Genomic DNA, 24,349 nt, shown 5'->3' with positions numbered 1-24,349 from the left:
AAGCTTTGTCGGACTGGCTTGGGCCTTGGCTTCGTCACAGGGGGCAGATACCCGCGACAGGGTATGAGTTTTCGTGCCGTTTTGGGCCCGATGGCGCATGGCCAGACCGTCTGTTGCTGGCGCTTGATCCAGCCCCAATGCGCACCGAAAAAGGCGCACAACTGTTGTCTGACTGGGACATGCCCGATGGCCTGAAGCACTCCTGGCAGCAGGACGCGCGGTATGCGAAGCAGTTTTTGATGGCCGCTCAGGCCTCTCATGACGGGGTGGAGCGCCGTGCCTATCTCGGTTTTGAGACCGAAGAACATCCGCTCATGCCAGGTCTGGTCATGCGCGGTTACAAGTGGTGCAAGGGCCGCGAACGGGTGAGCGATTACTGGCGTGTGCCGGTGTCCGCTCAGCAATTGTTGCAACAAGGCGCCTTGTCATCGGGCTTGCCCATCCAAGCCGAAGCGGTTTGGGGTGTCTTGATGCAGGTCCTGCAAACCGCCTGGGTTCGTGACCAGGGCGTGGACCACATCGAATTGTGGGCAGTGACTGAAGCCGCCACCGCGCGTGGCTCGGTCTGCTTGCGCTTGTACGAAACAGGATTGTGTGTGGCCGATGTGGCCCACGCCTTGAAGCGACTGACGACCCTTTGGCCGTCGTGTGCGCTCGTGTGTGAAAAAACCTTTCAAGCCCTGGGCCCCAGAGCCCTGGGCTGGTTGGCCGCCGGAACCGATGGTGCTGGCCTGCCATTCATGACCATTTATTGTGAAGCTGGACCTCAAGACGTCCAGTCTCTGCTCGAAGTATCAGGAGTAGCTTATGCGTAACATCAAGAACAGAACCTTTCGCACCCCCCCATTTGCGCTTAAAAAGAGCCGTGTGCAGCTGGAGAAGCTTGAAGAGCGCCTGCTCCTGTCGGCAGAGCCCCTGTTGCAAATCAGCAAACCTGCACAGGGAAGCTCTTTGGCTGTGGACAATGTTCTGCTGACGACACGGGTTGGTGATGCGGTCAACAACCAGCAGGACCCGATGTTCGAGGTCAACTTGCAAAACGCCCAAGTCATTGACCTGAGCAAAGGGGTGGACCAGAACAGCAGCTTGCTGTCTTGGGAAGTGCAGGGTGACCTGATGAAGCTCAACCAGGACTTGGGCAGTCTGGTGTTGGATTTGGGCGCGAACGATGACACCGTCACCATTTCTCAGGATCAGCAGGGTCGAATCAAGGTCTCTGGAGATGGTCTCTACGATTTGGTGTTTGCCAAACCCTTGAACCTGCTGGCCATTCGGGGTGGTGCGGGTGTGGACAAGGTGCTGCTGGACTCATTCAGCATGAGCGGTGGACTGCGTGTGGAGTCCGAATTCATCGAACTGACCAAAGAGAAGACCGTCACGCTGGGTGGCGATGTCTTGCTCGATGCAGTCTCACGCATCACCGGTAATCCCGACACAGGCGATGCCCAGGGCACCGCCTCGACCCTGGTTGACGTGCAAGGCACCTTGGTGACCAAAGGATTGGTGACCTTGTCGGCACGCTCTTATGTCGATTACCAGACGGTCAGAAACGGCACATCTGCGGACTTGAATTTCACGGCGCAAACCGAAGCCCGTGCCCGTCTTGGCGAGTCTGCCTCTGTGACCGCAGCAGGATTGGCGGTGGTCGCATTCTCCGACATCAGACTGGTGGCCGAACTGTCGGGCGTGACCGCAGGCACTTTGGTGCTGGACGCCAAACAGACCAGTGAAGCGGCTTTGCTGGGCAACGCCCGCGTGACCATTGATGCAAAAACCGGTGACGGTCAACCCCAAGTGCGGGTCGAAGCCAGTGGTCTGACGCAAATGAAAGGTGTGGTCAGCATGGCCACCCGCGATGCCGAAAACACCATCAATGCCAACACGGTCAATGGCCAGATCAAGCTTGACCGCTCGGTGTGGGCGCGTGTGGGAGATGGCCTGCAAAGCATTCAAGAGGGTCAAAGCACCGACAACAAAGTCACGATGATTTCGGCCGATGGCCTACCTGCGCCTGCTTTGCAAGTCTCTGCCTTGACCGCAGACCGAGCCAGTGGCGGTATTCAGGCCGAGCTGATCAGTTCGCCCTACGGTGTTCAAAACATCCAGGTCAATAACCGGGTAGCGGCCGATGTGAACGGTTCAACCCTGAACCTCTCTCGTCTGGACGTCAGTGCGCTGGACAGCACCACGGTGAGCAACAAGGCCCGACAGGCCAAGAGCACCGGTGTGAACAGCACCAGCGTGCTGCTGCGCAACAGCACGGTTTTTGCCAGTGGCCATGTCAGCTTGGTGGCCCTGGACGCCTCTTCTTGGAACACCGAAGGCGGTGCGTATTCGGTCAACTTCACTGGTGGTGGCAACCTTGGTGCGTCCCGTGCAGGCAACCAAGTGAGCTCGGACGTGTCAGCATTGGTCAGCGCTTCGAGTGTGATTGCTGCGGACCTGCGGGTATTGGCCAAGGGGGCTCAAACGCTCAAAGCCACCATCGCCCCCAACAAGCTCGATCCTTTGAACTCAGGCGAGTTGGACTACTGGGTGGACATGAGTGCGCAACGCGCTTGGAACCAACTCAATGGCGGTGTCCGCATGGACATGAACGCCTCCACATTGACCCTGAGTGGTGGAATGGTCTCTGGTGCCTCCGCGCGTGCACGTTTGAGTGCCAACACGCCTGCTGGTGCCTTGCGTTCGGGCATTTTGAGCGATCAGGAAGAGTCCATGGCCCGCAACGTGGTGGGCTGGAACGAAGGCAATGGCGATACGCTGGATCTGTCCAAGCTGGGCGGTGCCGAAGGCAATCTCAATGGCGTTTCGGCTTACGAAATATTTGCCACGGTGCGAGACACCGAAGTCAATGCCGCCGCAGGCGTCGTGGTGGACGCCCACAATCGACTTCAATTGGAAGCCATCAACGGCGCACTGAGCGTGCCTACGGGCGCGGGTGCGGCTGCACTGGCCTTGCTCGAAGTGGGTGCCACCGCCCTGGTGGCCACCAACCGGATGCGCACCGACACGCGTGCACAGGTCTCAGACAGTGAGCGCAAGAAGAAGTTTGCAGCGGCGGGCGTGGTGAGCATCTCCGCCGTCGATGCGGTCACCGTGGACGCTTCTGTGGGCACCCTGGCCCGCGCCCAAACCACGGCCAGTGGTGTTTTGGTGCTCAACGATGTGCAGCACTTTGCCATGGCCCAGTTCAACCCGAGTGAGGCCAGCACAGGCGATCTCAAGATCGAGGCGCTGGACCAATCACAACTGAGCGCCTTGACGGCGGGCAAGTTGTACGCAGGAGAAAGCCGCGTTTTTAAGAACAGCTGGAGTGCTCTGGCCGACGAAGGCGTGGTCACCACCAACTGGCTGTCTGGCTCCGTCAAGGCTTGGCTCGGAAATGACACCGGTGATGTGGGTGTGCAGCTCAAAGCCACGGGCAACACGTCGGTGCAAGCTTCTGGGGAGGCCACCCTGAAGGCCGGAAACCAGTTGGATTACCAAAACGCCAAGGGTGCGGGGGTGTCCTACAACCGCATTGGCACCTCGGGCATGGCCGGTGTGCTCAAGGGCGAGATGGACGATCTGTTGTATGCCAACAACCAAACGGCTGATCCGTTCATGGTGTCGGCCTTGGTGCGCAACGGCAGTGTCCATGTGGACGGTGACCTGCGTGTGCGTGCTGACCTCAAAATCAGCGCGACCAGTGTGGTGGGGCTGAGCTCTTCTGAATTGGACAGCATCCTCGCGCAAAACGCCAGCTATGCCCGGGCCGATGCCCGCATCGTCATGCCCGCCAGCAGCACGGTCAACCATTTTGTGGGCGGTCTGCTGCAGGTTGCCGCAAGCGACAGTACCACGGCGCTGTCCAAGGGCTCGCTGAGCACCGGAGGGGCTTGGTCTTCGGCTTTTCTGGGGGCTCGAAATGAGGTCAATCACCGCGCCGATGCCTTGATGGACAACGTGATCGTCACCACGGGCGGCGGCGTGCAGGTTCTGGCCAACACCACTCAAAGCCTGACGACCAACTTGTCCGGCAAGGTCGACGGCTTTTTGTTCAGTGCGGCCAACACCCTCACACTCAACGAGGTCGTGGGTGGGACCACAGCGCGTATCCAAGGCGGGCGACTGGAAACAGCCGGTGATTTGTCGGTGGTGGCCGACAACGCCAGCACCATCGACTCTGTGAACCAGGCAACCGTCGATGGTGCCGGTGCTGACAGCCATGTGATCGCGGCCAACGTGATTGGCTGGAGCGGTTTGAATGCATCGCGTGCCACGCTGGCCTCCATTAGCGGTTTTAAAAGTGCTTTGGGCGGGCAATTGACTGGCTCAGCCGGTTCGGCTTCTCCGATGGAAACGCTGGCTTCGGTCGTCAACACCCCCCTGGTGGTCGGTGGGTCCGCCCAAGTCAAGGCCCTCATGCGTGCGGCCCAGACCAGCCGGGTGAGCTCGGATGTCGATGGATTTTTCGGGGGGGGCAGCCAAGTCTTGGCCGTTCAACGTGCCAACACCCGCACACAGGCTTGGATCAGCCCATCGTCTGCGGCCACTCCCGTAGATGGCCGCACGCAAGTGCTCAAAGTCAATGTCGGCGGTGCGCTTCAGGTCGAGGCCAATGACAGTTCAAGCATCCTGTCCAACGCCACCATGTCTTCTGCGGGGGGCATTGCCGCTGTGGGCGGGGCCACGGTGCAAAACCTGGTGTCACAGCAAGTCCAGGCCACTTTGGACGATTTGGCCATCGCTGCAGGGGGCAATTTCTCGGTGCAGGCCTTGAACAAGGCCGTCATCAGCTCTGAACTCAGCGGCATCGTCAGCCTGTCTGTCAGCTTTGGCTTGGTCGGGTCCGTGCCATTTACCCGTCTGTCGGCCGCCAACAACATCTTGGCGCAAGTCGGCGCCGACGTGCGCGACAGCGACGTCACGGCGGGTGGGGACTTTTTGCTGCAAGCTCAAAACAGCGCCAGCATTTTGGCCAACAATTCGGCTTTTAGCCGTTCTTCAGGGGGTGGTGCTGCATCGAGTGTGGTGGCCCGCAATGCCATCGGTTGGGACACCCCGGCCCTGTGGACACAGTCAGATGACGACCTCGATACGCTCAAGGATTCCAGTGAACTGGGGGCAAATGCCTGGTCCAAGGTCTCTGGCAGCACACTCAAAGTCACCGGGGGGGCCCAAGTTTTGGCCTTCATGTCGGCCAACGTGGATGCATCGGTAGATAACTCCGCCACGGGTGGAGCCGGAGGCACCATGGTCGCGGGTGTGCGTGCCTACAACTTGGTCAGCACCTCTTCCAAATCCGAAGTCTTGGATGCCCGCTCTGATACCTTGGGTTTGATGGGCGTGGCCATGGTGGGCGGTGAATTGAGGCTCGAATCGAAGAACGAGCCCATGGTCACCTCTGACACCACCCTCAAGGCGGGCAGTGGCAACACCGAAACCGAGCGCATCAATGCCGACTACACCACCAGCGATGGTTTGCGGAAAGTGAGCTTTGGCGACAGCGTCCGTGTGGATCCGCGTTACCGCAACGGTGGCGAGGGCGGCAAGGTTTACCGTTACATGGGTGGCGGCTCCAAAATGCTGGATCTGAGCAAGGAAGATTACAGCAACGATGGTTACTGGTTGGAGGAATCGCCCTCAGCCTTCAAGTCGGGGGTGCTCGGCCAGTTTGTCGGGTTTTATGAGCAATTGGCAGACGTTTTGCCCATGAACTCCCTCAGTTGGAAAGATGTTGTCCAGTCTGGACGAGGTTCCTCCGGTGTCCAGGAAGTCCAGCGGCTGACCCTGACCCCCGGCATCGATGCTGTCAGCAGCATGCAGTTGGCTCAAGGGGACAAGGTTTCCGAGCCCATCGCGGTGCTCAAGATCGGCACGGCGCAAGCGGAGCGCCAGTCCTTGGTGCTGGTCAATGCCGACCGGGCGGTCGGCTCCACGATTCGCCTGTCGCTGGCTGGGCGTGATGACTTGACTTTCGAGTTGTCAGCTGACCAAGCCGCCCAAGCCGTGCAATTGGAATCGCTGCTTGAGCAGTGGTTCGGTGCCGACAACGTCAAAGTCTCGGTGCAAAGCATGCGTCAGGCTGGCTGGGGTTTCGACATTGTGCTCGCCGGCAGCATGGTGGGCGAAAACATCAGCCCCATCAAGGCCAAGGTCAGCACCTTGGTGGGTGACACACCCTTGGGGCTGAATGTCAGCACTGTGCGGGACGGACTCAAATCTCCGACGCGTGAAGAGCAGGCTTTTTTGATTCAGAGCGCCTTGCGCAAGTCGCTGGGTGACAGTTCGCTCACCGTGACGGCAGGCGCTGGCCTGGTGGCCACTTACGACATCCGTTACGGCACGGAGGGGGATGTGGCGCAGCTGCGTGCCCTGTCCTTGACCGGTGGCACCAAGGCCGAGCTCGAGACCGTGAGCACCGGCGTGGCAGCCGTTGGTGGCATGTACGATTTGCGGCTGGATCAGCAAAGTCCTGATCAATACTTCAAACTGAAATTTGACTACGCCGGGCTCACTTACACCTCCAATGACGTGGTGACGGTGGCCACGGCCAACCAGATGCGAGACGCCTTGCTGGACGCCAAAACCAGCGACGGCAAGTCTTTGCGCAGCCAGGGTTTGTCGGCCACGGTGTTGGCTTTGCCCACCAACGTTGATGGAAAGACCTACTGGAAAATCGCGTTCGACCGGGACAGTGGCGACCGCACCATCGAGAATTTCCAGATCAAGCAAAGCACCCCCACTTTGGTCGGTGGCGTGACGAGCGTGCTGTCCTCGTTGTCGCTTGTAGGTGGCCTCTCGGTCAACGGCATCATGGCCCGCAACATGGTCAGCGGCAGCGCCACGGCCACTTTGCGAAATGTGGACCTGACCGCAGGGGCATTGACCATCGACGTCAGCGATCAGGCGGTGATCGATGCGATGGTCGACAGCGTGACCAGTGCCGGTGGTGGCCTTCTGGCCGGCTTGCCCTCCTTCTCCGACGTGGTGGCCACCAACATGGTTTTGTCGCAATCGCATGCCGATGTGCTGGACGCCAAGGTCAAAACGCTCAACGGCGATGTGGTCATTCGTTCCAGTGAAAACGTCACCATCCGTGCGACCAACCAGAGTGACACCCAGGTCAAGGGCATCGGTATCTCGCGCACCATGGCCTTCAACACCGTGGGCTGGGAAGCCCGGGATGTGTACAAAAGCGCCAACGAAGCCCTGGTCAATGGCAATGTGGGCACCGAGAAAACCTCAAAAGCCCATGCCTTGGTCAAAGGCTCAAGCATTGACTCTGCCGGTGCCATCAGCATTGATGCGCTCAATGAGTCGGGCATCAAAGCCACCGTTGGCAACCAAACTTCCACAGGGGATGGACTTTTACAAGGTTTTGTCTCTGAAAAAATACTCAAAGGCGTTCTCAAGGCCGCCACTTTCAAGGCCAGTTTGGGTGTTGTGCTGACTTCCAACGTCATCAGCTCCGAAGCCAAGGCCATCGTGGAGGGCAATCTGGTCACCCTCGACGCCCGCGGTGGCGGTGTCAAAGTGGCTGGCATTGACCAGGCCAAAATTGAATCTGAAGCCAAGTTGCTTCCCAAGGCCTCGGCCTCTTTGGGTGGCAGCGTGGTCGGCTTGGCCACAGAGGCTTTGCCGGGATTTGAAAGCAAATACACCGATCGCTCGGGTTGGCAGGATGTGAAGGGGGGACAGGTGGTTCAAATTGCCACGCCCGACTATGTCTCCAGCGACACCGGTGAGGACATGCAGACGGGTCAACGCGTCCAGTTGCAAAGCGCCATCGGCGGAGGTGCATATGACGAGGTCTACGAATACACAGGCCAAACCACGCTGAAAAACATCGATTTCAGTGCTCAAAATTTCAAGGACACGAAGTCCTGGCGCAAGATTTTGGCTTTGCCAGGCCAAAAATATGTCTACTACTTTCCGCTTCCGACGACAGTGGACCTCAGCACGGAAGACTATCTGTCCCCCGCCAGAGGTTGGAAGTTGTGGCAAATTGAGGGGGCTGTCAAAGGGGCCTCAGAATTTGTCGGCGAAATCCTGGACACCAAACTCAAAGACGTTTTGGGTGGTGGACAAAGCGCCTCGGTGGGGGCGGGTGGCCTGGTGGTGCGCAACGATCTGCGCAGCTTGGTCGATGCACACATCAGTGGCGCCAAGGTGTCTGCGGCAGGGGATGTGCTGGTCAAGGTGGTGGAGGGCGTGGTTCTCAAGGCCAACAACACCAGTGAAGTCGCTGGGGATATTGGGGCCCTGAACGTGACGGTGGCCACCAACACGGTGTTGGGTTCTGCCAAGGCTTGGATCAGTGGTGGCAGTGTGACCACCACGGGTAGCGGCAATCTGCGGGTGCTCAGCACCAACTCTTCGACCGTCAATGCCACCATTGACGCCTCGGTCGAAGCAGGCATTGCCATTGGCGTGACTTTGGCCTTTAACACCATTGGCTGGCAGCCCACCAGTTTGTGGACCTTGCTCAAGGATTTTTCGTCAGGCAATGCAGCACTCCAGGAAAAAACCCTGTTGACCCAAGCCTGGGTCGATGGCGCGACCCTTGATGTGGCCGGTTCGGTCGAGGTCAACGCCCAGTCGGTTGGTCTGATCAATGCCACGATTGAAAACTCTGCCAAGGCGGTCAATGCCGAATTTGGCGTCGAGGACGATGGCAAGGGATCGGGGGCTTTGAGCATCACGGTGGCGCCGGTGGTGGCCACCAACCGGGTCAGTGCTGACACCCAGGCCTACATCAGCAACCTGGTCTCGCTCAAAGCCGGTGCAGACCTCACCGTGAAGGCCGCTGGTCGTGCCGCGATCATTTCTTCTGTGGAGGCCAGTGCCGTGTCGATTGCCGTGTCCGGCAAGGGCAGCGCTGCAGCCATTTCAGTGGGCCTGTCGATGTCGCGCAACGACGTCGACAACGACGTGTTGGCCTACATCAGTGGTGTTCCGGGGGCGACTGCACCGATCACTGTGGGCGGCAATGTGCTGGTTTCGACCGATCGCAGTGCCACCATCAACGCCTTGGGCTCGGCATCCTCGACCTCGGTGGCGGCAGGTGCCGGGGGCGCAGCGATCAGCGTTGCGGCGGCGGGTACGGTGGCCCTCAACCTGATCAACGGTTTGGCGGATGCCTACATCAGCGGCGTCGCATTGAGCACCCGAGCACTTTCGGGCAGCAAGGGCGATGTGACCGTCAGCACGCTGGACAACGCCAGCATCGATGCCGAGGTGACCACGCGCTCGATTGCCTTGTCGGCTGGCAGCCAGGCTGGTGGTGCCGTGGCGCTGGGGGTCTCGGTGGCCAAGAACATCATCGGCGGTGACGTTCTGGATGTGCCTTATGACTACAAGGTGTCCGACTACAACAAAACCAACAAGCTCACCACACTGGCCAAGGGCAAAAAAGTGCTCAAGGACACGGGCGTGCTGACAGGCGAAGTCTACGAGTACATCGGTGAAACCTTCACCGATCCCAAGGGCTTTGAGTTGGTGACGCAAAATTTCAGCGACGCCGGTCAATGGCGATTGCTCAGCTACTCTGACCGCCGGGCTTCAACGCGTGCACGCATTTTCAGCTCGAACATCGATGCAGCGGGCAACTTGTCGGTGCTTGCTGAAGGCCATGCGGTCATTGACTCCTTGGTGCAAACCACCTCGGCTGGCGTGTCCCTCGCGGGTCAAGGTTCCGGGGCGGCCAGTGGTGCCGGGGTTTATGCCCAAAACCGCATTCAATCGGATTTAGAGGCCAGCATCGATGGTGCGGTGGGTTCGGGACGCAGCAAGATTGCGGGCAACACCATCACCGTGAGTGCCGACAACCAGGCCACGATTGACGCTGTGGCGGGAGCGGCATCTTTGGCCGCGGCCGTGGGCGGGCTGGGTTCTGCAGCGGTGTCGGTGGGCTTGTCTTTGGCCTTCAACAGCATCGATGGCGACACCCTGGCCAATGTGGGTCAGGCCGACATCACCAGCCGTTCAGGCACGGTGAATGTCACTGCACAGTCGGGCGGAGAAAAGTTACTGGAATTCAAGTGGCAGGACTTGGAGGCCAAAGGTGTCACCGCACAAGTGTTGGATGCGGCCACCAACAACAATGCCGAAGTCAGCTACATCAGCAGCCAAGGACAAACTTGGGATTACCTGAGCACAGAGGGCAAGACACTGCTCAATTCGGGGGATGAGGTTCGTGCTGCCTCAGGGCGCATTTATGAGTATGTGGGTACCTCCGGCCAAACCCTGGACTTGGGGCTGCAAAACTACGCCTCTGACAGCGCATGGAGCGAGGTGAGCACCTCTGGCAAGAAAGTCATGTCTGGTTACACCGTGCGGGTGGATGATTTGCACACCTATGGCGGCGTGGCCGGCAAGGTGTACCGCTACATTGGTGGCAAGGTGGACCACACCACGCTCTCAGGCAAAGTCAATGTCGATTCCGGACAACTGGTCCGCATTGAGAGCAACTTCTCGGACAACAGCCTGCTGGGCAAGGTCTTCAAATACAAGGGCGTGGATGGCAAAGGTGGTTCGGCCCTGCTGGACCTGCGTGATCAAAATTTCGAGGACTCCAGCCAGTGGGAATCGTATTCCTTTGAAAAGACCATCGACTTGTGGCGTGAAAACTATGCCAACACAGCCGTGTGGCAATTGGCACAAGACTTCACCGACAAAAAGAGCATGGCGCTCATCACCGCCGGATTGCTGGATCTGGGTTTGTCTGTGTCCGCCTTCGATTCGGTGCGTGCCTCTGCTTATTACAAGAGCACCGATGGCATGTCTTGGGATTACCTGAGCTCAGCCACCGATCAGGTTTCGCTCAAAAAAGGCACCAAGGTCAATGTGGTCAGCGGTACACACGCGGGCAAGGTGTACGAATACATCAGCAAAACCACCCGCAAGGTTGAGTTGGGCACCGAAAACTATGCCGACGCCACGCGTTGGAAAGTGGTCACGGCCGAAACTCGTGAGTTGAAAAAAGGCGACACCGTGCGTGTGGCCACCCAGCACAAGGCGGGTGGCAACTCGGGCTGGGTCTACCGCTATATTGGCAAAAACAACCAAGCCTTGGACCTGACCAAGCAAGACTACGCAGACACTTCGCGTTGGGAAGCGGTTCGGCCTGTTCTCGAGATCACCTCTTTGAAACAGGGCAAGAGCTGGATGATCCACGACGGAGGCGGTGACAGTTACACCCTCATTTTGCTGGATGATGGCAATGCCGTGATCAAGCGCAACAACATCAATGCCACATCGGCGGCCGCATCGATGGCGCTGGGCATCGGTGGCTCAGGTGCTTTGGCCATTTCGGGTGCTGGTGCCGTGGCGCTGAACTCGGTCATGGGCTCCACCGACGCTGTTGTGCGTCAAGGCAGCATCACCGCCAAAGGCGATGTGGTGATCACCGCCCACAATTCCACCATCATCTCCAGCAGCATTGTGGCGGTGTCTGCCGCCATCGCCGGTGGGGGAGCCGGTGCCGTGGGGGCCTCGATCGGGGTCTCAGTGGCCCGTAACCTGATTGGTCAAGAGGGCTTTGGTGCGGTGGGCGAACAAGCCATCGCCACCACCCGTGCCTTGTTGATTGACACCGATGTCACCACCTTGGGCAATCTGAAGCTGCACGCCAGTGCCGAGCAAACCATTGAAGCGCTGGTGGTTGCGGGTTCGGCTGCCGTGGCATCCGGAGGTGCCGGCGGCGTGGCCGCCAGCGGCTCTGGCGTATGGGCGCAAAACCAGATTGGCATGCGTGTGCACGCCGGGGTGGACACAGAAGACATCGTGGTGGGCACGCGTGCGAGCCGCATCATCGTGGGCAACGCCCATATCCTTGCCGATGACAATTCCAACATCCGCTCCCATGCTGGTGCTGCCTCCATTGCCGCGGCTTTGGCGGGTGCATCCGGTGTGGCCGTGTCGGTGGGTGTTTCGCTGGCTCGCAACGTGATCGACTCGGTGGTGCTGGCAGGCCTCAAAGGGGCTGAACTGGATGCCCGTGGCCAGTTGGAGTTGGTGGCCACCTCCAATGCCGCCATCAACGTCAAGGCCTGGGCTGCCTCTGTGGCCGCTGGTTTTGGCGGCGCAGCAGGTGTGGGCGTCAGCGGAGCGGGTGCTTCGGCCATGAACGTGATTCTGGGCGATGTGCTGGCCCAAGTGGACGACAGCGCGATCCGCGCTGCATCTGATGTGACCGTCAAGGCGCTGGCCACCAACCGCATTGAAGCCATCATCGTTTCGGCCTCTTTGGGCGTGGGTGTGGGCGGTGCCAACGGTGCCGGTGCATCGATCGGTGTCGCGCTGGCACGCAACTACATCGGTTACGACCCCCTTCAGTGGGACGGTGCGGTCACTTACACCTCGGGCGTCAGCCAACCGAGCTCGATCAAAACCGGCGATTTGATTCGTTTGGGGGCCACTTCGGGTGCACGGGCCAACGAGGTTTATGAGTACATCGGCACCGATCCCATCTTGGCCCAAGACAAAGACGGTGACGGCAAGCTCGACGAGTTGATCCTCAAGCAAGACTACGGCGACACCAAAAAGTGGAAGCAGCGAACCACCGCTTCGGCCAACCGCATCATCGCTTCGGTGGACCGTTCGGCCATCAGCGCTTTGGACGACGCCACGCTCACCTTGGATCTGACCATCTGGGCCGACACAGCACAAACCATCGAATCGACGGTGGTGGCTGGATCGATGGCGATTGCCGGCGGAACCACAGGTGTGGCGCTCAGCGGTGCTGGCGCGGGTGCCACCAACCTGATTGGCTCTGAAACCCGGGCCTATCTGCAGCGCACCACGGGTGCTGGTGTGGAAGTCGATGGCAACATCCTCATCGATGCCCGAGACCGTTCAACCATCAATTCTTATGTGCAAGCGGTCTCGGTGGCTGCGAGTTTTGCGCCCACCGGTGCAGCTGTGGCCATTGGCGTGTCGGTGGCCGAAAACGAGATCAACAGCACCGTCACAGCCACCGTAGACCGTGCGGTGGTGGAGGCGCTTGGCGACATCACGATCACGGCCTTTGACCTGGCCCGCATCGACACCACCTCGACGGCGGCAGCCATGGCCATCAGCACCGGTGCCGGGGCGGCGATTTCCGGTGGGGGGGCCTACGCCTACAATACCATCAACACCGTCACTGCAGCTGTTGTGGACCGAACGGGTTCAGTCCCGGTTGCTGGCAACCCAGAGACGGGCAAGACCCGGCTCACGACAGGCAAAACTTTGACCGTTCGCGCCGAGGGCAATGCCCAGGCCGACGCTTTGGTCGTTGCTGCTGCCGCCAGTTTTGGCGCCATCGCGGCAGCGGCCGCGGGCACCATTTCTATCAACCGCCTCAACCCCAAAGTGATGGCGGCCATCCGTACTGCCGATATTCTGGCCTCGCTGAGTACCGGCAAAGTGGAAGTGTTGGCCCTGGCCAACCAAAAGGCCTTTGCCCGCAGCGATGCCTTGAGTGTCAGCTCTGGGGCTTCGGTGGGCTCGTCTACAGTCATCGCCACCGACAGTGGTTCGGTGGTGGCCGAGTTGGGTGATGATGTGCGTGTGGTGGCCTCCGTGCTGCGCATCCATGCCAAAGCCCAGGACGACATCTATCAGCGTACCAGCGCCTCCAGCGGCGGCGTTTTCGCAGGTCTTGCGGGTTCTTATTCCGACATGAAAATTGAGGGCACGACCCGTGCGGGGCTGGGCGATCGCAACCAGATTGCCGTTGGGTTGTTGGACATTTGGTCTACACGCAGCCAAAACTTCGACGCAGTGGCTTTGAACCTGGCCGTGGGTGCATTGGCGGGCAGTGGCGCGGCCATGTTCACCACGCTGACGGGCACGTCGAACGTGAAGATTGGCCAAAACAGCAAAGTCGTGGCGGGCAATATCGCGATCCGCGCCGACAACATGGCCGACAAAAACCGCTACTCGGCCACGGAAGAGTCTTTGCGCTCGGGTTCTGCCGGAGCGCTGAGTTTGACGGCTTTGGGCACGGTGACGGACATCGGCACCGATGGCAAACGTTTCGGTGCTCAGGTCGACATTGGCAACGGCACCGAAATGACGGTGTCTGCCGATGCTGGTCAGACCGGCCGTTTCAGCATCGACACCTACTCTAAGGCTTCTGTGACCGACAAGGTCCGCATTGATGCCATCGGTGGGCTGGCCTTGTCTGTGGCGCTGGCTGACCAGGATGCTTACCTGCGTTCGGGCATCAACGTGGGTCAGGCCAAGTTGAGCAACCTCAGCGGTGACCTGGCCTTGACCACCCGAAGCGATGCCAACATGACCGCTGGCTCCAATGTGCTGTCGGTGTCGTATGTGGGGGGGGCTGGTGCGAATGCCGATTCGCGCCTGTATGCCGACAACACCATCACCTTGAGTGGTGCAGATCTGCTGGGCAATGAAGTCAAAATTTATGCAGGTCAAGACAGTGCGCGTGCGCCCAATGTGATGACCGCCACAGCGCAAGCTGACTTGACCCTGATTGCGCTGGGCGTGGGTTTGCCAGTGGCCACCTCCAAGGTGCTTGAAAACAACACCATCGACCTGACCGGGGCGACCCGGGTGCGCTCGATTGGCAACGTGGTCTTGTTGACCGAGCCAGGCATTGGCGGCGACAAGCGGGCCGTCGGTGCAGGTATTGCCATCACGGTGCCCGTGGTGGTGCCCTTGCCATCGATCACGTACACCAGCGTCGAGAGCAATAACCGCGTCAATGTCGGTCAGATGGCGACCATTGAAGCGGGCATCAACTACCGCACACTGGTGCAATTGCTGCCCTACGAGGTCAACAACGAGACCCAGCTGAGCGCTGACAAGGTGGGCAAAGACCTGACCACAGCCGAGAAAACCGCACTGGGCCTGGACGAAGGCCAGCAATACCACTATGCCGCCTTGGACTTGAAGGATGTTGCACTGTCCATCAGTGCCGGCTCCATCGTCGAGTTGGTGGGCACGGCCTATGGCAAGGGCGTGAGTGGCAAGTCCTACCGCTTTGCCCCACCCGGTGGGGCTGCCGTCGAAGAAAACCTGGTGCTGGAAATCGAGGATTACACCAACACCAAACGCTGGCAAGAAGTCAAGCCTGACCACAGCCTCAGTGGCAACGAGGTTTCGCTGACCATCAAAATCGGTGAAACCGTGCGCACTGCGAACGGGCGCTGGTACCAGCGCATGGGTGAGGGCGTGACTTTCAACCCTGCTACAGCCACCTACTCAGACACCGATGGATGGCGCGAGATCGATGTCACCAGCAGTGACAAGGGCCAAAAATTTGCCATGGCCCTGAGCGATGACTTTTACGTGGTCAAGCCCAAGGACATGGCCTTGCCCACCTTGGTGTATGCCAACGTGGCCAACCAGCTGCTCGAAGACCGCGCCAAAGTCGTCGGCTGGATGGAAAGCCATGCCGGTAACGCCGAGGCCATTGCCCGCTACCAGGCCTTGCTGACCAAGATCGACCAACAATTGCAGAAGCTGGGGCTGGCCGACACCCAAACGGGTGCCAACGGCGCCACGGGTGTGTCAGCTCGCGAGAGTTTCGACGTGCTGTACCTGCGCATGCCCAGCATCCAGGCCTCGGCCGGACTGATTTCGATCAAGGCTGATCTGGCCTCCAAGGCCGCGGTGCAAAGTGCGGTCACTGCCAAGCGCATGGTTGCCCATGGCGAAGCCAACATCACAGTGGTCAACAAGACACCGTTTGGTCTGGAGATCAACGACATCGGCATCAACAAGACCGGTGCAACTGAACTGGTGAACAAGCAACGGGTGGTGATGAGCCCCGGTGCCACGTATTTCAATGCCGCCTCTTTGACCGATCCAGGCCCAGCCGGCGACAGCGTCATCAGCATCACACAAGAGGCCTACCCGACCTCTTGGTACACCTCGCTCAAAGACTTGAACCTGCCCAAGTCCCCTCAGGATATTGAAGTCAAGGGGCGAGTGGTCAACGAAGACGGCAAGCTCATCTTGAAAAATCTGAGTGGCAGCATCAACGTCACGGGCGAACTGCGTGCAGGCACGATCGAATTGGCCGCCACCGGTGACTTCAACCTGTCCAGCGATGATTGGTTCCACACCGGGCGTGATCCGCGCCAGTATGTGTCCTTCAACACCGTGTTTGGTCAGCAGGTCTACAACAGCGCAGGCCTGGCCAAATCCCTGAGCTTGAGCAGCTCTGACCTGCGTTTGCAGTCATTGCTCAATGCCATCAGTGATCCTGCCAAGTCTTCCACCATCTTCGCCATGGGCGAGGTGAACATCAACGCCCGATACCTGAACATCGACGGACTGGTGCAAAGTGGCGTCGACAGCATATCCTTGACCATCGATGAGACTTTCAACCCCACTGAGTCGGTCAATTTCACCGATTCCAAGGGCAATGTCCAAAAGGGTTTGACCTTTGGCAACGGCGGTCTGGCTTCGGTCACCGGCGCTTTTGATTTCGCCAGCAAGAAGATCACGCTCAACCCGATCAAGCCCCAAGGTGGCAAGATCAACGTCACGGGCACCATCATCAGCACGGGCAATGGCCGACTGCGCGTGGCCAGTGGCTACACCTCGGTGATGATCGACAACCGCACAAATTTCACCCTGGAACTCGACGAGATCGATGTTTCAGAAAACCGCGTTGGCACCATCTCCATCACGGACAGCGCCACGCTGCGCCAAGAAAACTACACCTACAAGGACGGTCAAGTCACGCACCTGAGCCGAAAGGGCGTGCTCACGCCGGCTAACGGCAGTGGCACGGTCAGCAGCATCACCTACACCAATGTGGGCGATGCTGTTGTCATGGACGCAGGCGCTGCCTTGTTCTACCAACCCGAGCAAGGGCGTTACTACGTCTGGACCGAGGGTCAAGCCAAGACCAACACCACCTTGGAGATTTACAAGCAGCAAAGCTTTAACCTTTTTGGCTTTGATTGGGATGGCTTGGTGCCCGACACCGCCGCCAATTTCACGGACACCCGATTTACCGATGGCACACCGCTCAAGGAATCTGAGCTGGCCTTGCAACTGAGCTTGAATGACTACCTGTTTGTTCAGTACGAACAAAAACGCAATTTGGCGGTGGATGTCACCCAAGACAAGACCCAGGTGCGTGACGTGGCCACCAGCAATCTGTACCTGTACGTGGGTGAGACCACCAAGCTGAATTTCCCGCTGACGGATTTCTCGGACACCAGCAAATGGAAGTTGCTGGAAAAACTCTCGGGCGGCAGCAAAGTGCTGGACACCGCGTCGGTGCTGGCCAATCCCGGGGATCCGAGCAAGTGGGCTTACAAATTTGTGGCCACCCAAAGCAGCCCCTGGAAGACGGCCGATGACCAGGTCTGGAAACCCTCGAAAGCTTTGGACCGCTTTGATAGTGATTTCCAGAATCAGGAAATCACCATTGACGGCCCCACCACCACAGGTGGTGGCTGGATGCGCAAGAAGACCATCACGACCAAAAAGACCACGGTCACCGGTCTGAAGGACTTTTACACCTACTCCCTGCGGGCGGATTTACCTGTGGCGGTCGAGACGGCGCAGGGCCCTTCGAGTCCGAAGATCGACATCCGCACCGTCGGCAAGATGGTGGTGCGTGGTAGCGTGAATTTTGGGGATGCCACGCCACTGACCGAGGCCAATGACGACCAGCCTGAGACCTTTGTGCCGATGGCGCTGGCGGCTGACACCATGGAAGTGGCCGGCAATGTGGAGTTCGTGGGTGCTTTGCCCGATATCCGTGCCAAAGGTGACATCACCATCAACGTCAAGGACCCACGCGGTCGCTTGAATGTGCAGGCCACCGGCAACATCACAGTCAACCAAACGGTGGGCAAAACCGCTGCCGTGCTCAAATTGGGTCAAGTCGTTGCGGCAACGTTCAATGCGGACAACACGCCCAAGACCGTTGGCAACATTGCCATCAATGCCCTCCATGGGATTTATGGCACGACCTACAGTTCACGCGTGTTCGGTGCACAGGTGCTGCTCGACGGCGGGGCCGGCTCGGTCATGGCTCGGGTGGACAGCGCGGTGCTGGGCACCGGTGGTGTGGCTGCCCGGACACAGGGCTCGATCAACCTGGTGGAAACCGACGGCGACATGCGCCTGATTTTGCCGCAGGCCTGGAAGGGTGAGACCGTCTCGGTGCGTTCGGCCAATGCCGACGTCAAACTTGAATCGCGTTGGGGCGCGATCGTTGATGCGTCTTACGAGCGTGTCACCGCCGACCCGGCCGAGGTGGCTGCCCGCATTGCGGCAGCGGGTTTCTCCGAAACCGAATTGCGACTGGCCGGCATGCCCTCGGGCCAAACGCTTGTGGCGCAATCCAAATATCCCGTGTCGCCAGAACTGCTGGCTGCGATTTTCCCGCACCGTGACTTGGGGGGGACTCAGGTCGGAACAGGGGCTGAGCGCATCAACGTGCAAGGCCGCAACGTGACCTTGTTGTCTCAGTCCTCTGAAGGCGGTGTCGGCCGATCCACCGAACGGGTCACGGTGACGAATCTGGACTCTCCATCACAAAGCGAATACCTGCGTGCCGTGATGTCCAAGGCTTCGGCGCGTGATGTGGTAGCGGTGGAGTACCAGCGCTATGAATGGATGGGCGATACCGTCACCTTCGATTTGTCCAGCGCGGGCAGTTTCGTGGTGGATGGTTGGCGACTGGTTGATCCCAGCGAGATCACACCTGCGAACATGCAACTGCTGAAGTCGACGGACGGTGTTCAAGAGGTCACCCAAGGCCAGTGGATTGAAAACCGACACGAAGTCATCAGTGTGGTGTTGCAGGTCTGGGACGACGTGAACATCAGTGCCACCGGTGACGTGGCGGTCAACAGCGCTGGCGACGTGGTGCTCACAGCTGCAGGTGACCTGCGTGTGCGCGACCTCAACGATCTCGAAATCAGTGGCATCACCGCAGGTGGCCGCATGCGTCTGGAAGCCGCCGGGTCCATCTTGACTCAAGGCAGCGACAACCGCATTGACACCGTTGGTGGAGTCGCCGTGTTGCGCAGTGCAGGCGACATGTTGCTGGTGGCTTCGGGCGCGGCTGGGGTGACCGGTGGTGTGATCCGCAGCAATGCGGGCACCCTGAGCATCAACGTGGGCGCGTACGGTCAGAAACTGCCGGGCAACGACGGCTGGCGTGAAGGCACGCTGACCCTTCGTGCCGCTGGCGATGTGAATGTGACCGAATGGACCGATGATTTGTTGTTGTCTTCGGTCTCTTCGCAGACGGGCAACGTGGCGATCCAGGTCCTTCAGGGCAGCTTGCAGGCCTCGGACCGTCTCGAAGACATGAACCAGCTGCATGTGAGTGGCAAGCAGGTCAGCCTGACAGCAGGTGTGGCCACCCAGCTCGATGAGCTGCGCAATCTGGGCACACTCCTGGTGGGTTTAAAGATTGATGCCGACACCTTGCAGGCCACCACCCACACACGCCTGAACAGCATTGTCTCGATCACCGATGTGGACGATTTGACCCTCGACCAGCTGCTTTTTGACGGTGAGTCGAGCATGCTGATCAGCGCTGTGGGCCATTTCCATGTGAATGCCGATTTGGCCATCGCCGGCAACCCCTACACCCTGATGCGCTTGGAGTCGATGGGTGGTGATTTGAATTTGAACGGTGACCTCACCATGGGCGAGGGCACGATCACGCTGCTGGCGCAAGGCGATGTCAAGCAAGGCGCAGGCTCGCTCATTGAGCACCGCAGCGGCGGACTGGACATTGAATCTCGCACAGGCTCTTTTTTGCAAGCACAAGGGGCCTCGATTGTGGTGGCCAAGCGCACGGGCACCAGCATCAGCAAAGCTGAAGGCAAGGTGCACATCCAGGCCGCCAAGGGCATCACCCTGGACAGCATCGATGCAGGTGCTGGCTGGGTGGCGCTGGAATCTTCCGCAGGTGGGGTGTCTGAAGTGGCCGATGATGTGGCCGACGACATCGTTGCCGGCGCATTGTTGATGAATGTGAACACCCAGGTTGGCCAATCGGGGCGACGCCACAATGATCTTGAAATCGGGGTGGATGTGTTGGCCGTCAAGGCTGGGGGGGATGTCTCCTTGCTGGCGAGCCGTGCGTTGGCCATGGGTCAAGTACAAGGGGAATTCAGGCGTGTTGGGGCCATTGGCCTCACGCCCGAGGGCAGGCCGTCGCTGGGTGGTGAACTCAGCGTGGACAGTCTTTCACTCATGGGTCTGAGCGCAGGAAGCGCGACACAAAGTGCCGGAGCTTCCGTTCGCGTGCTGACTGGCGGCCTGAGCTTGTTGGCAAATGTCCAGGTCCATGGCGCTGGGTTGTTGCTCGGGGTAGAGGAAGCAGGGCAATCGCTGTTGGTGGCCGATGGCGTGACCTTGCAATCTGCCGGTGGTGATGTCAGCTTGGTCTCCAAGGGCACATTGAGCTTGGGCGATGACCTGGTGAACAGTGCCGGTGGCGACGTGCTGATGCAAGCCGCCCAAAACCTGAACATGCAGGCATCGACCCGTGTCATGACATCGGGTGGCCATGTGCGGCTGGAATCTTTGCAAGGCAACGTCACACTCGGTCAAATCAACACCGTCAAGGACTTGCAAACCGGTCTGAGTTTGCAAGCCGAGGATGGGTCTGTGGCCGTTTATGCCCGAAGTGGTGCCATTCAAGCGGCACTGCCGGTGGGCTCGGCCGTGGAAAACATCATCGCCAAGCAATTGGGCATGTGGGCTGGCACCGGCATCGGTGGCAGCGCACAGACCGAGTCATTGACCACCCGCGTCAACAAGATCGCTGCACAAACCGCCGCAGGCGATATCCGTCTGAAAGAAACTGAAGTCCTGGAAATCAATGGCCTGGACGATGTGGCTTTCACCCAGGTCAGCCCCACCGGCATGGCCAACCGGGGCCTTTTGTTTGACGAACCCATGACGGGCCTGCGCACAGGCAGTACCGGTGGGGTGTACGTCAGTGCCAGAGGGTTGAATGTGTTCGCGTCGCCTGCCATTGGCGAAGACTTGGGCATTGAGGCCGGCTCCGGTGGCATCACGATCGACACGACCGACCAACTCACGGACATCCGTGCCACGCTGAGTGCCACTGGCGGTGGCGCAATCAGCATCCGCTCGGCCAGCAACAGCATCCTGATGAGCACCGATGCGCTGCTGCGCACCGAGGGGGGGGCCATCACGGTGATGGCCGACGCCAAGTTGCAATTGGCCCGTGTGCAATCGGGTCACTGGGTCTCCAGTCTGTCGCAAAGGCTGGCCAACGGCGTTGCGGCGCAAGCAGGCAGTGTGCTGCTGCAAGCCAAGACGGGCAGTGTGGTGGTTGCCAATGGCTTGGACCTGACACGCGATCCTTTGGTGTTCGCTGGCAGCTTGAGCGTGCAGGCCGCGCAAAGCATCGACGCCATGCAAGTGGCTGCGGACAGTTTGGAGGCCCTGGCAGGTCAGGGTGATTTGATCTTCTCGGACCGTGACGGTTGGGGACAGAACACGGGCTTGACACTGGGCGCTTTGCAGACCTTGATGGACGGGCGCATCCAGATCACCACCGAGGGCAGTCTGCAGGGGCAGGCCGCATTGAAAGTGGCCAATGGCATGGCGGTGGATCTGATCGCTTACGACGCGATCAACCTGAGTGACAACAGCACCTTGGTGGCTGTGAGCGGCTTGGTCGGGGAGATTTCCCTGGTGGCCGGTGGCCTCATCAGTGCCGCAGCACGGGCTTTTGTCCGCTCGGGCACCAACGACAAAGCCCGTTGGGGTGAAACGGTCTTGCCCACCACGGGTGTGACCACCATCACAGCGGCCAATGTGGACGCTTTGAACAATGTGCTGATTTCCGGTGATGTGGTTCTGAGCAACATCAGCTCGGCCAGCCTGAGCAGCCTCACCTTGAAGGTGAGCGGCTCGCTTTGGATCACGGGGGCTGTACCAGCGAACCTGACGCTGAACCTGGAAGTGGGTGGCGATTTGGTGGTGGACACCGCTGTGAACGGCGCAGCCGGTGAAGTCGTTGATCTGGGCGCTGGCCCATTCACAGCCCAGGTGAGCGGCGATGTGGATTTGCGCACAGCAGTGCGCACCACGGGCGCGGCCAAGCTGACCGTTGGCGGTGATCTGCGCGGTCGTGCCGCACCTCGCATCGGTCTGAGCGATGTGTCCAGCCTGGCGGGCCATGCAGCCTTGCAGGCCACACACCTGACACTGAATGTGACCGGTGACATCGCGGCCAATCCCACAGCCTCAGGCAGTGCGGTCGGTCAGGCGGCATCGGGCCTTTCGATCGCCAGTGAGCAACTGTTGGTGACCGGCGCGGGCAAGGTCTGGCTGGACAACTTGTCCACGGCTGCCTTGACGATCGAAAGTTTGACCGCAGGATCCGACGGCGGACAGGCCGGCGATGTGGTCCTGCGCAGCTTGGCCTCGGCCATCACCCTGAGCGGGCATGTTCAGGCTGCGGGTGCCTTGGGCAGCATCACCTTCGATGCCGCAGGCTCAGGCGGCAGCTTGACCGTGGTCGATGGCGTCATGCTGCAGGCCAACACCGTGATTCTGGATGCCCAGTTGGCCATTGAAAGCGCCGGCAGCGGCAAGGTGATGGCCCATGCATTGGAGTTCAACACATGGCTGGGCGGGGGCGTGGGCACCTCGAGTTTGCCTTTGAATGTGCAGCTGCAAGGCAACGACGGCGAGATTCGTGGGCGTGTTTCGGGCAGCATGAACCTCAAGGCAGTCCAGGGCGATTTGGGCCTGAACCGTTTGCAGGTGGGGGCTGACAGCCTCAGCGCGACCACCCGACTGGAAACCCAGTCAGGCCGCATTGTCGGGCGCGGTGCCAACGCGGGTGCCAGCCACTCTGCAGATTTGGTGGCCAGCGATGTGCAATTGATCGCCAACGGCAGCTTGAACTCGGCGGGCATCGGTGCTGACGCGAACCCATTGCGTCTGCGCAGCACCACCGGCACGGTCACCCTGGGGGCCATGGCCACCGGTGCCGTGATTGGGGACGTGGTCATTTCCTCGGCCTCCAACTTGCGCATCCGCAGCACCGGTGTGAGCGGCCAGGCCGATGTGTATTTGGCCTCAGACCGTGATCTGACAGCTCAGCGCAACGGCGCTGAGTTCGCCACGGTGTCCAGCAGCCAAGGCGCTGTGAGCCTGGTGTCTTGGCAGCGGGTTGAAATGCTCTCGCAGCAAGACGGCGGGCTGAACCTCGGTCGTGTGACCCTGGATGCGCCCAACTTGAACGTGCAGGCGGGCAGCATTGAGTTGGTCTCTGGTGCCGGTTCCGTGAACATGGGTCAAGACACACGCATCTCCATCACCAGTGGAGGTGAGATCCGCGTGAGCGCGGGCGAATCCATGACCGTGTCCCAGGTGGATGCAGCGTCTGCCAAAGTGGCTTTGGTGGCCCGTGGCGGCTCCATCATCGATGGCGATGTGACCGAATCGGCCACGCCCGACATTCGAGCTGCACAGATCTTGCTGCAGGCGGCCGAAGACATCGGCAGCAGCCGTGCCGCTGGCGGCCAGTCTGTGGGTGTTGCCAATGCGCTGGAAGTGGCGGCGGGCTCTTTGGCCGCACGCAGCGGCTTTGACTTGCGTGTGAGCGAAGTCGACGATGTGACCTTGGACTCCGGCCTCTCGATCACCGTGGCGCGTGCTGCTGCCATGCTCAATGCCTTGCCGCCTCTGACAACCGCTTTGAACGGCTTGCAAAGCACCGGCGGTGGCGACATTGTGGTGAGCGCAGGCAGCCTGACCCAAGCCGGTCGTCTGACCTTGCAGGAGGGCACTTCGGTGCAGACCACGGGCACGGGCGCGATCCGATTGAGCGCTTTGGGCACCGATGCCGTGGTGATGCTCAAGGGCGATTTGTTGGCGGACCAAGGTCCGCTGGAACTGGCCGCCACGCTGAGCGTGAACAAAATGAACGCAGCCCAGCTGCAAACCCGTGGGGACATCATCGTTCGTGCCAGCAATGGCTTGAAACTCGTGGACGCGGCGGGCAATTCGGTGGCCGGTACCTTCGCACGCACCCACTCACCTGGCTTGCTGCGCATTGAGGGCAATCAAACCATTGCGGCCAATCAGCACCTGGCTTTGATGCTGACAGATGCCAAGCAAGGCGATCGCCTGGAAGTGACCGGTACCCTGACGATGGCCTCGGGTGCGACGCTGGACATCTTGCGCTCCAGCAGTTATGTGCCGCAGCGCCTGCAACACCATGACATCGTCAAGGCGGGCACTTTGGCCGGCCAGTTCACCGAGGGCACGGGCCTGTTTGGATTTGGTGATGGCAGCGTGTTGCTGCAAGTGAGCCAATCAGGACAACAGCTCTCGCTGGACGCTGTGCAGCGTCCTTTGGCCGATCTCTTGG

Annotated in this window: 2 protein-coding genes (1 of these 2 cut by a window edge); both read left to right on the top strand. The window is 59.9% G+C overall.

Going from position 1 to position 24,349, the window contains the following annotated elements:
* Nucleotides 1-137 precede the first annotated feature (137 nt).
* Entirely contained in the window at nucleotides 138-815 is a 678-nt protein-coding gene (locus B9Z48_RS07255; protein ID WP_108377662.1) for a hypothetical protein, read from the top strand.
* A protein-coding gene (locus B9Z48_RS07250) for a hypothetical protein (protein ID WP_108377661.1) crosses the window boundary here: on the top strand, nucleotides 808-24,349 show its 5' portion. It continues 20,531 nt past the right edge of the window; 23,542 of the gene's 44,073 nt are visible here — the first part of the coding sequence; the start codon lies at nucleotides 808-810; its stop codon lies off the right edge, out of view. Before B9Z48_RS07255 ends, B9Z48_RS07250 begins: the two co-directional genes overlap by 8 nt.

The organism is Limnohabitans sp. WS1, assembly GCF_003063265.1.
In the GTDB taxonomy this organism is placed as follows: Bacteria; Pseudomonadota; Gammaproteobacteria; order Burkholderiales; family Burkholderiaceae_C; genus Limnohabitans_A.
The sequence above is the reverse complement of the archived record's forward strand: the minus strand, read 5'-3'. Positions and strand labels throughout refer to the sequence as shown.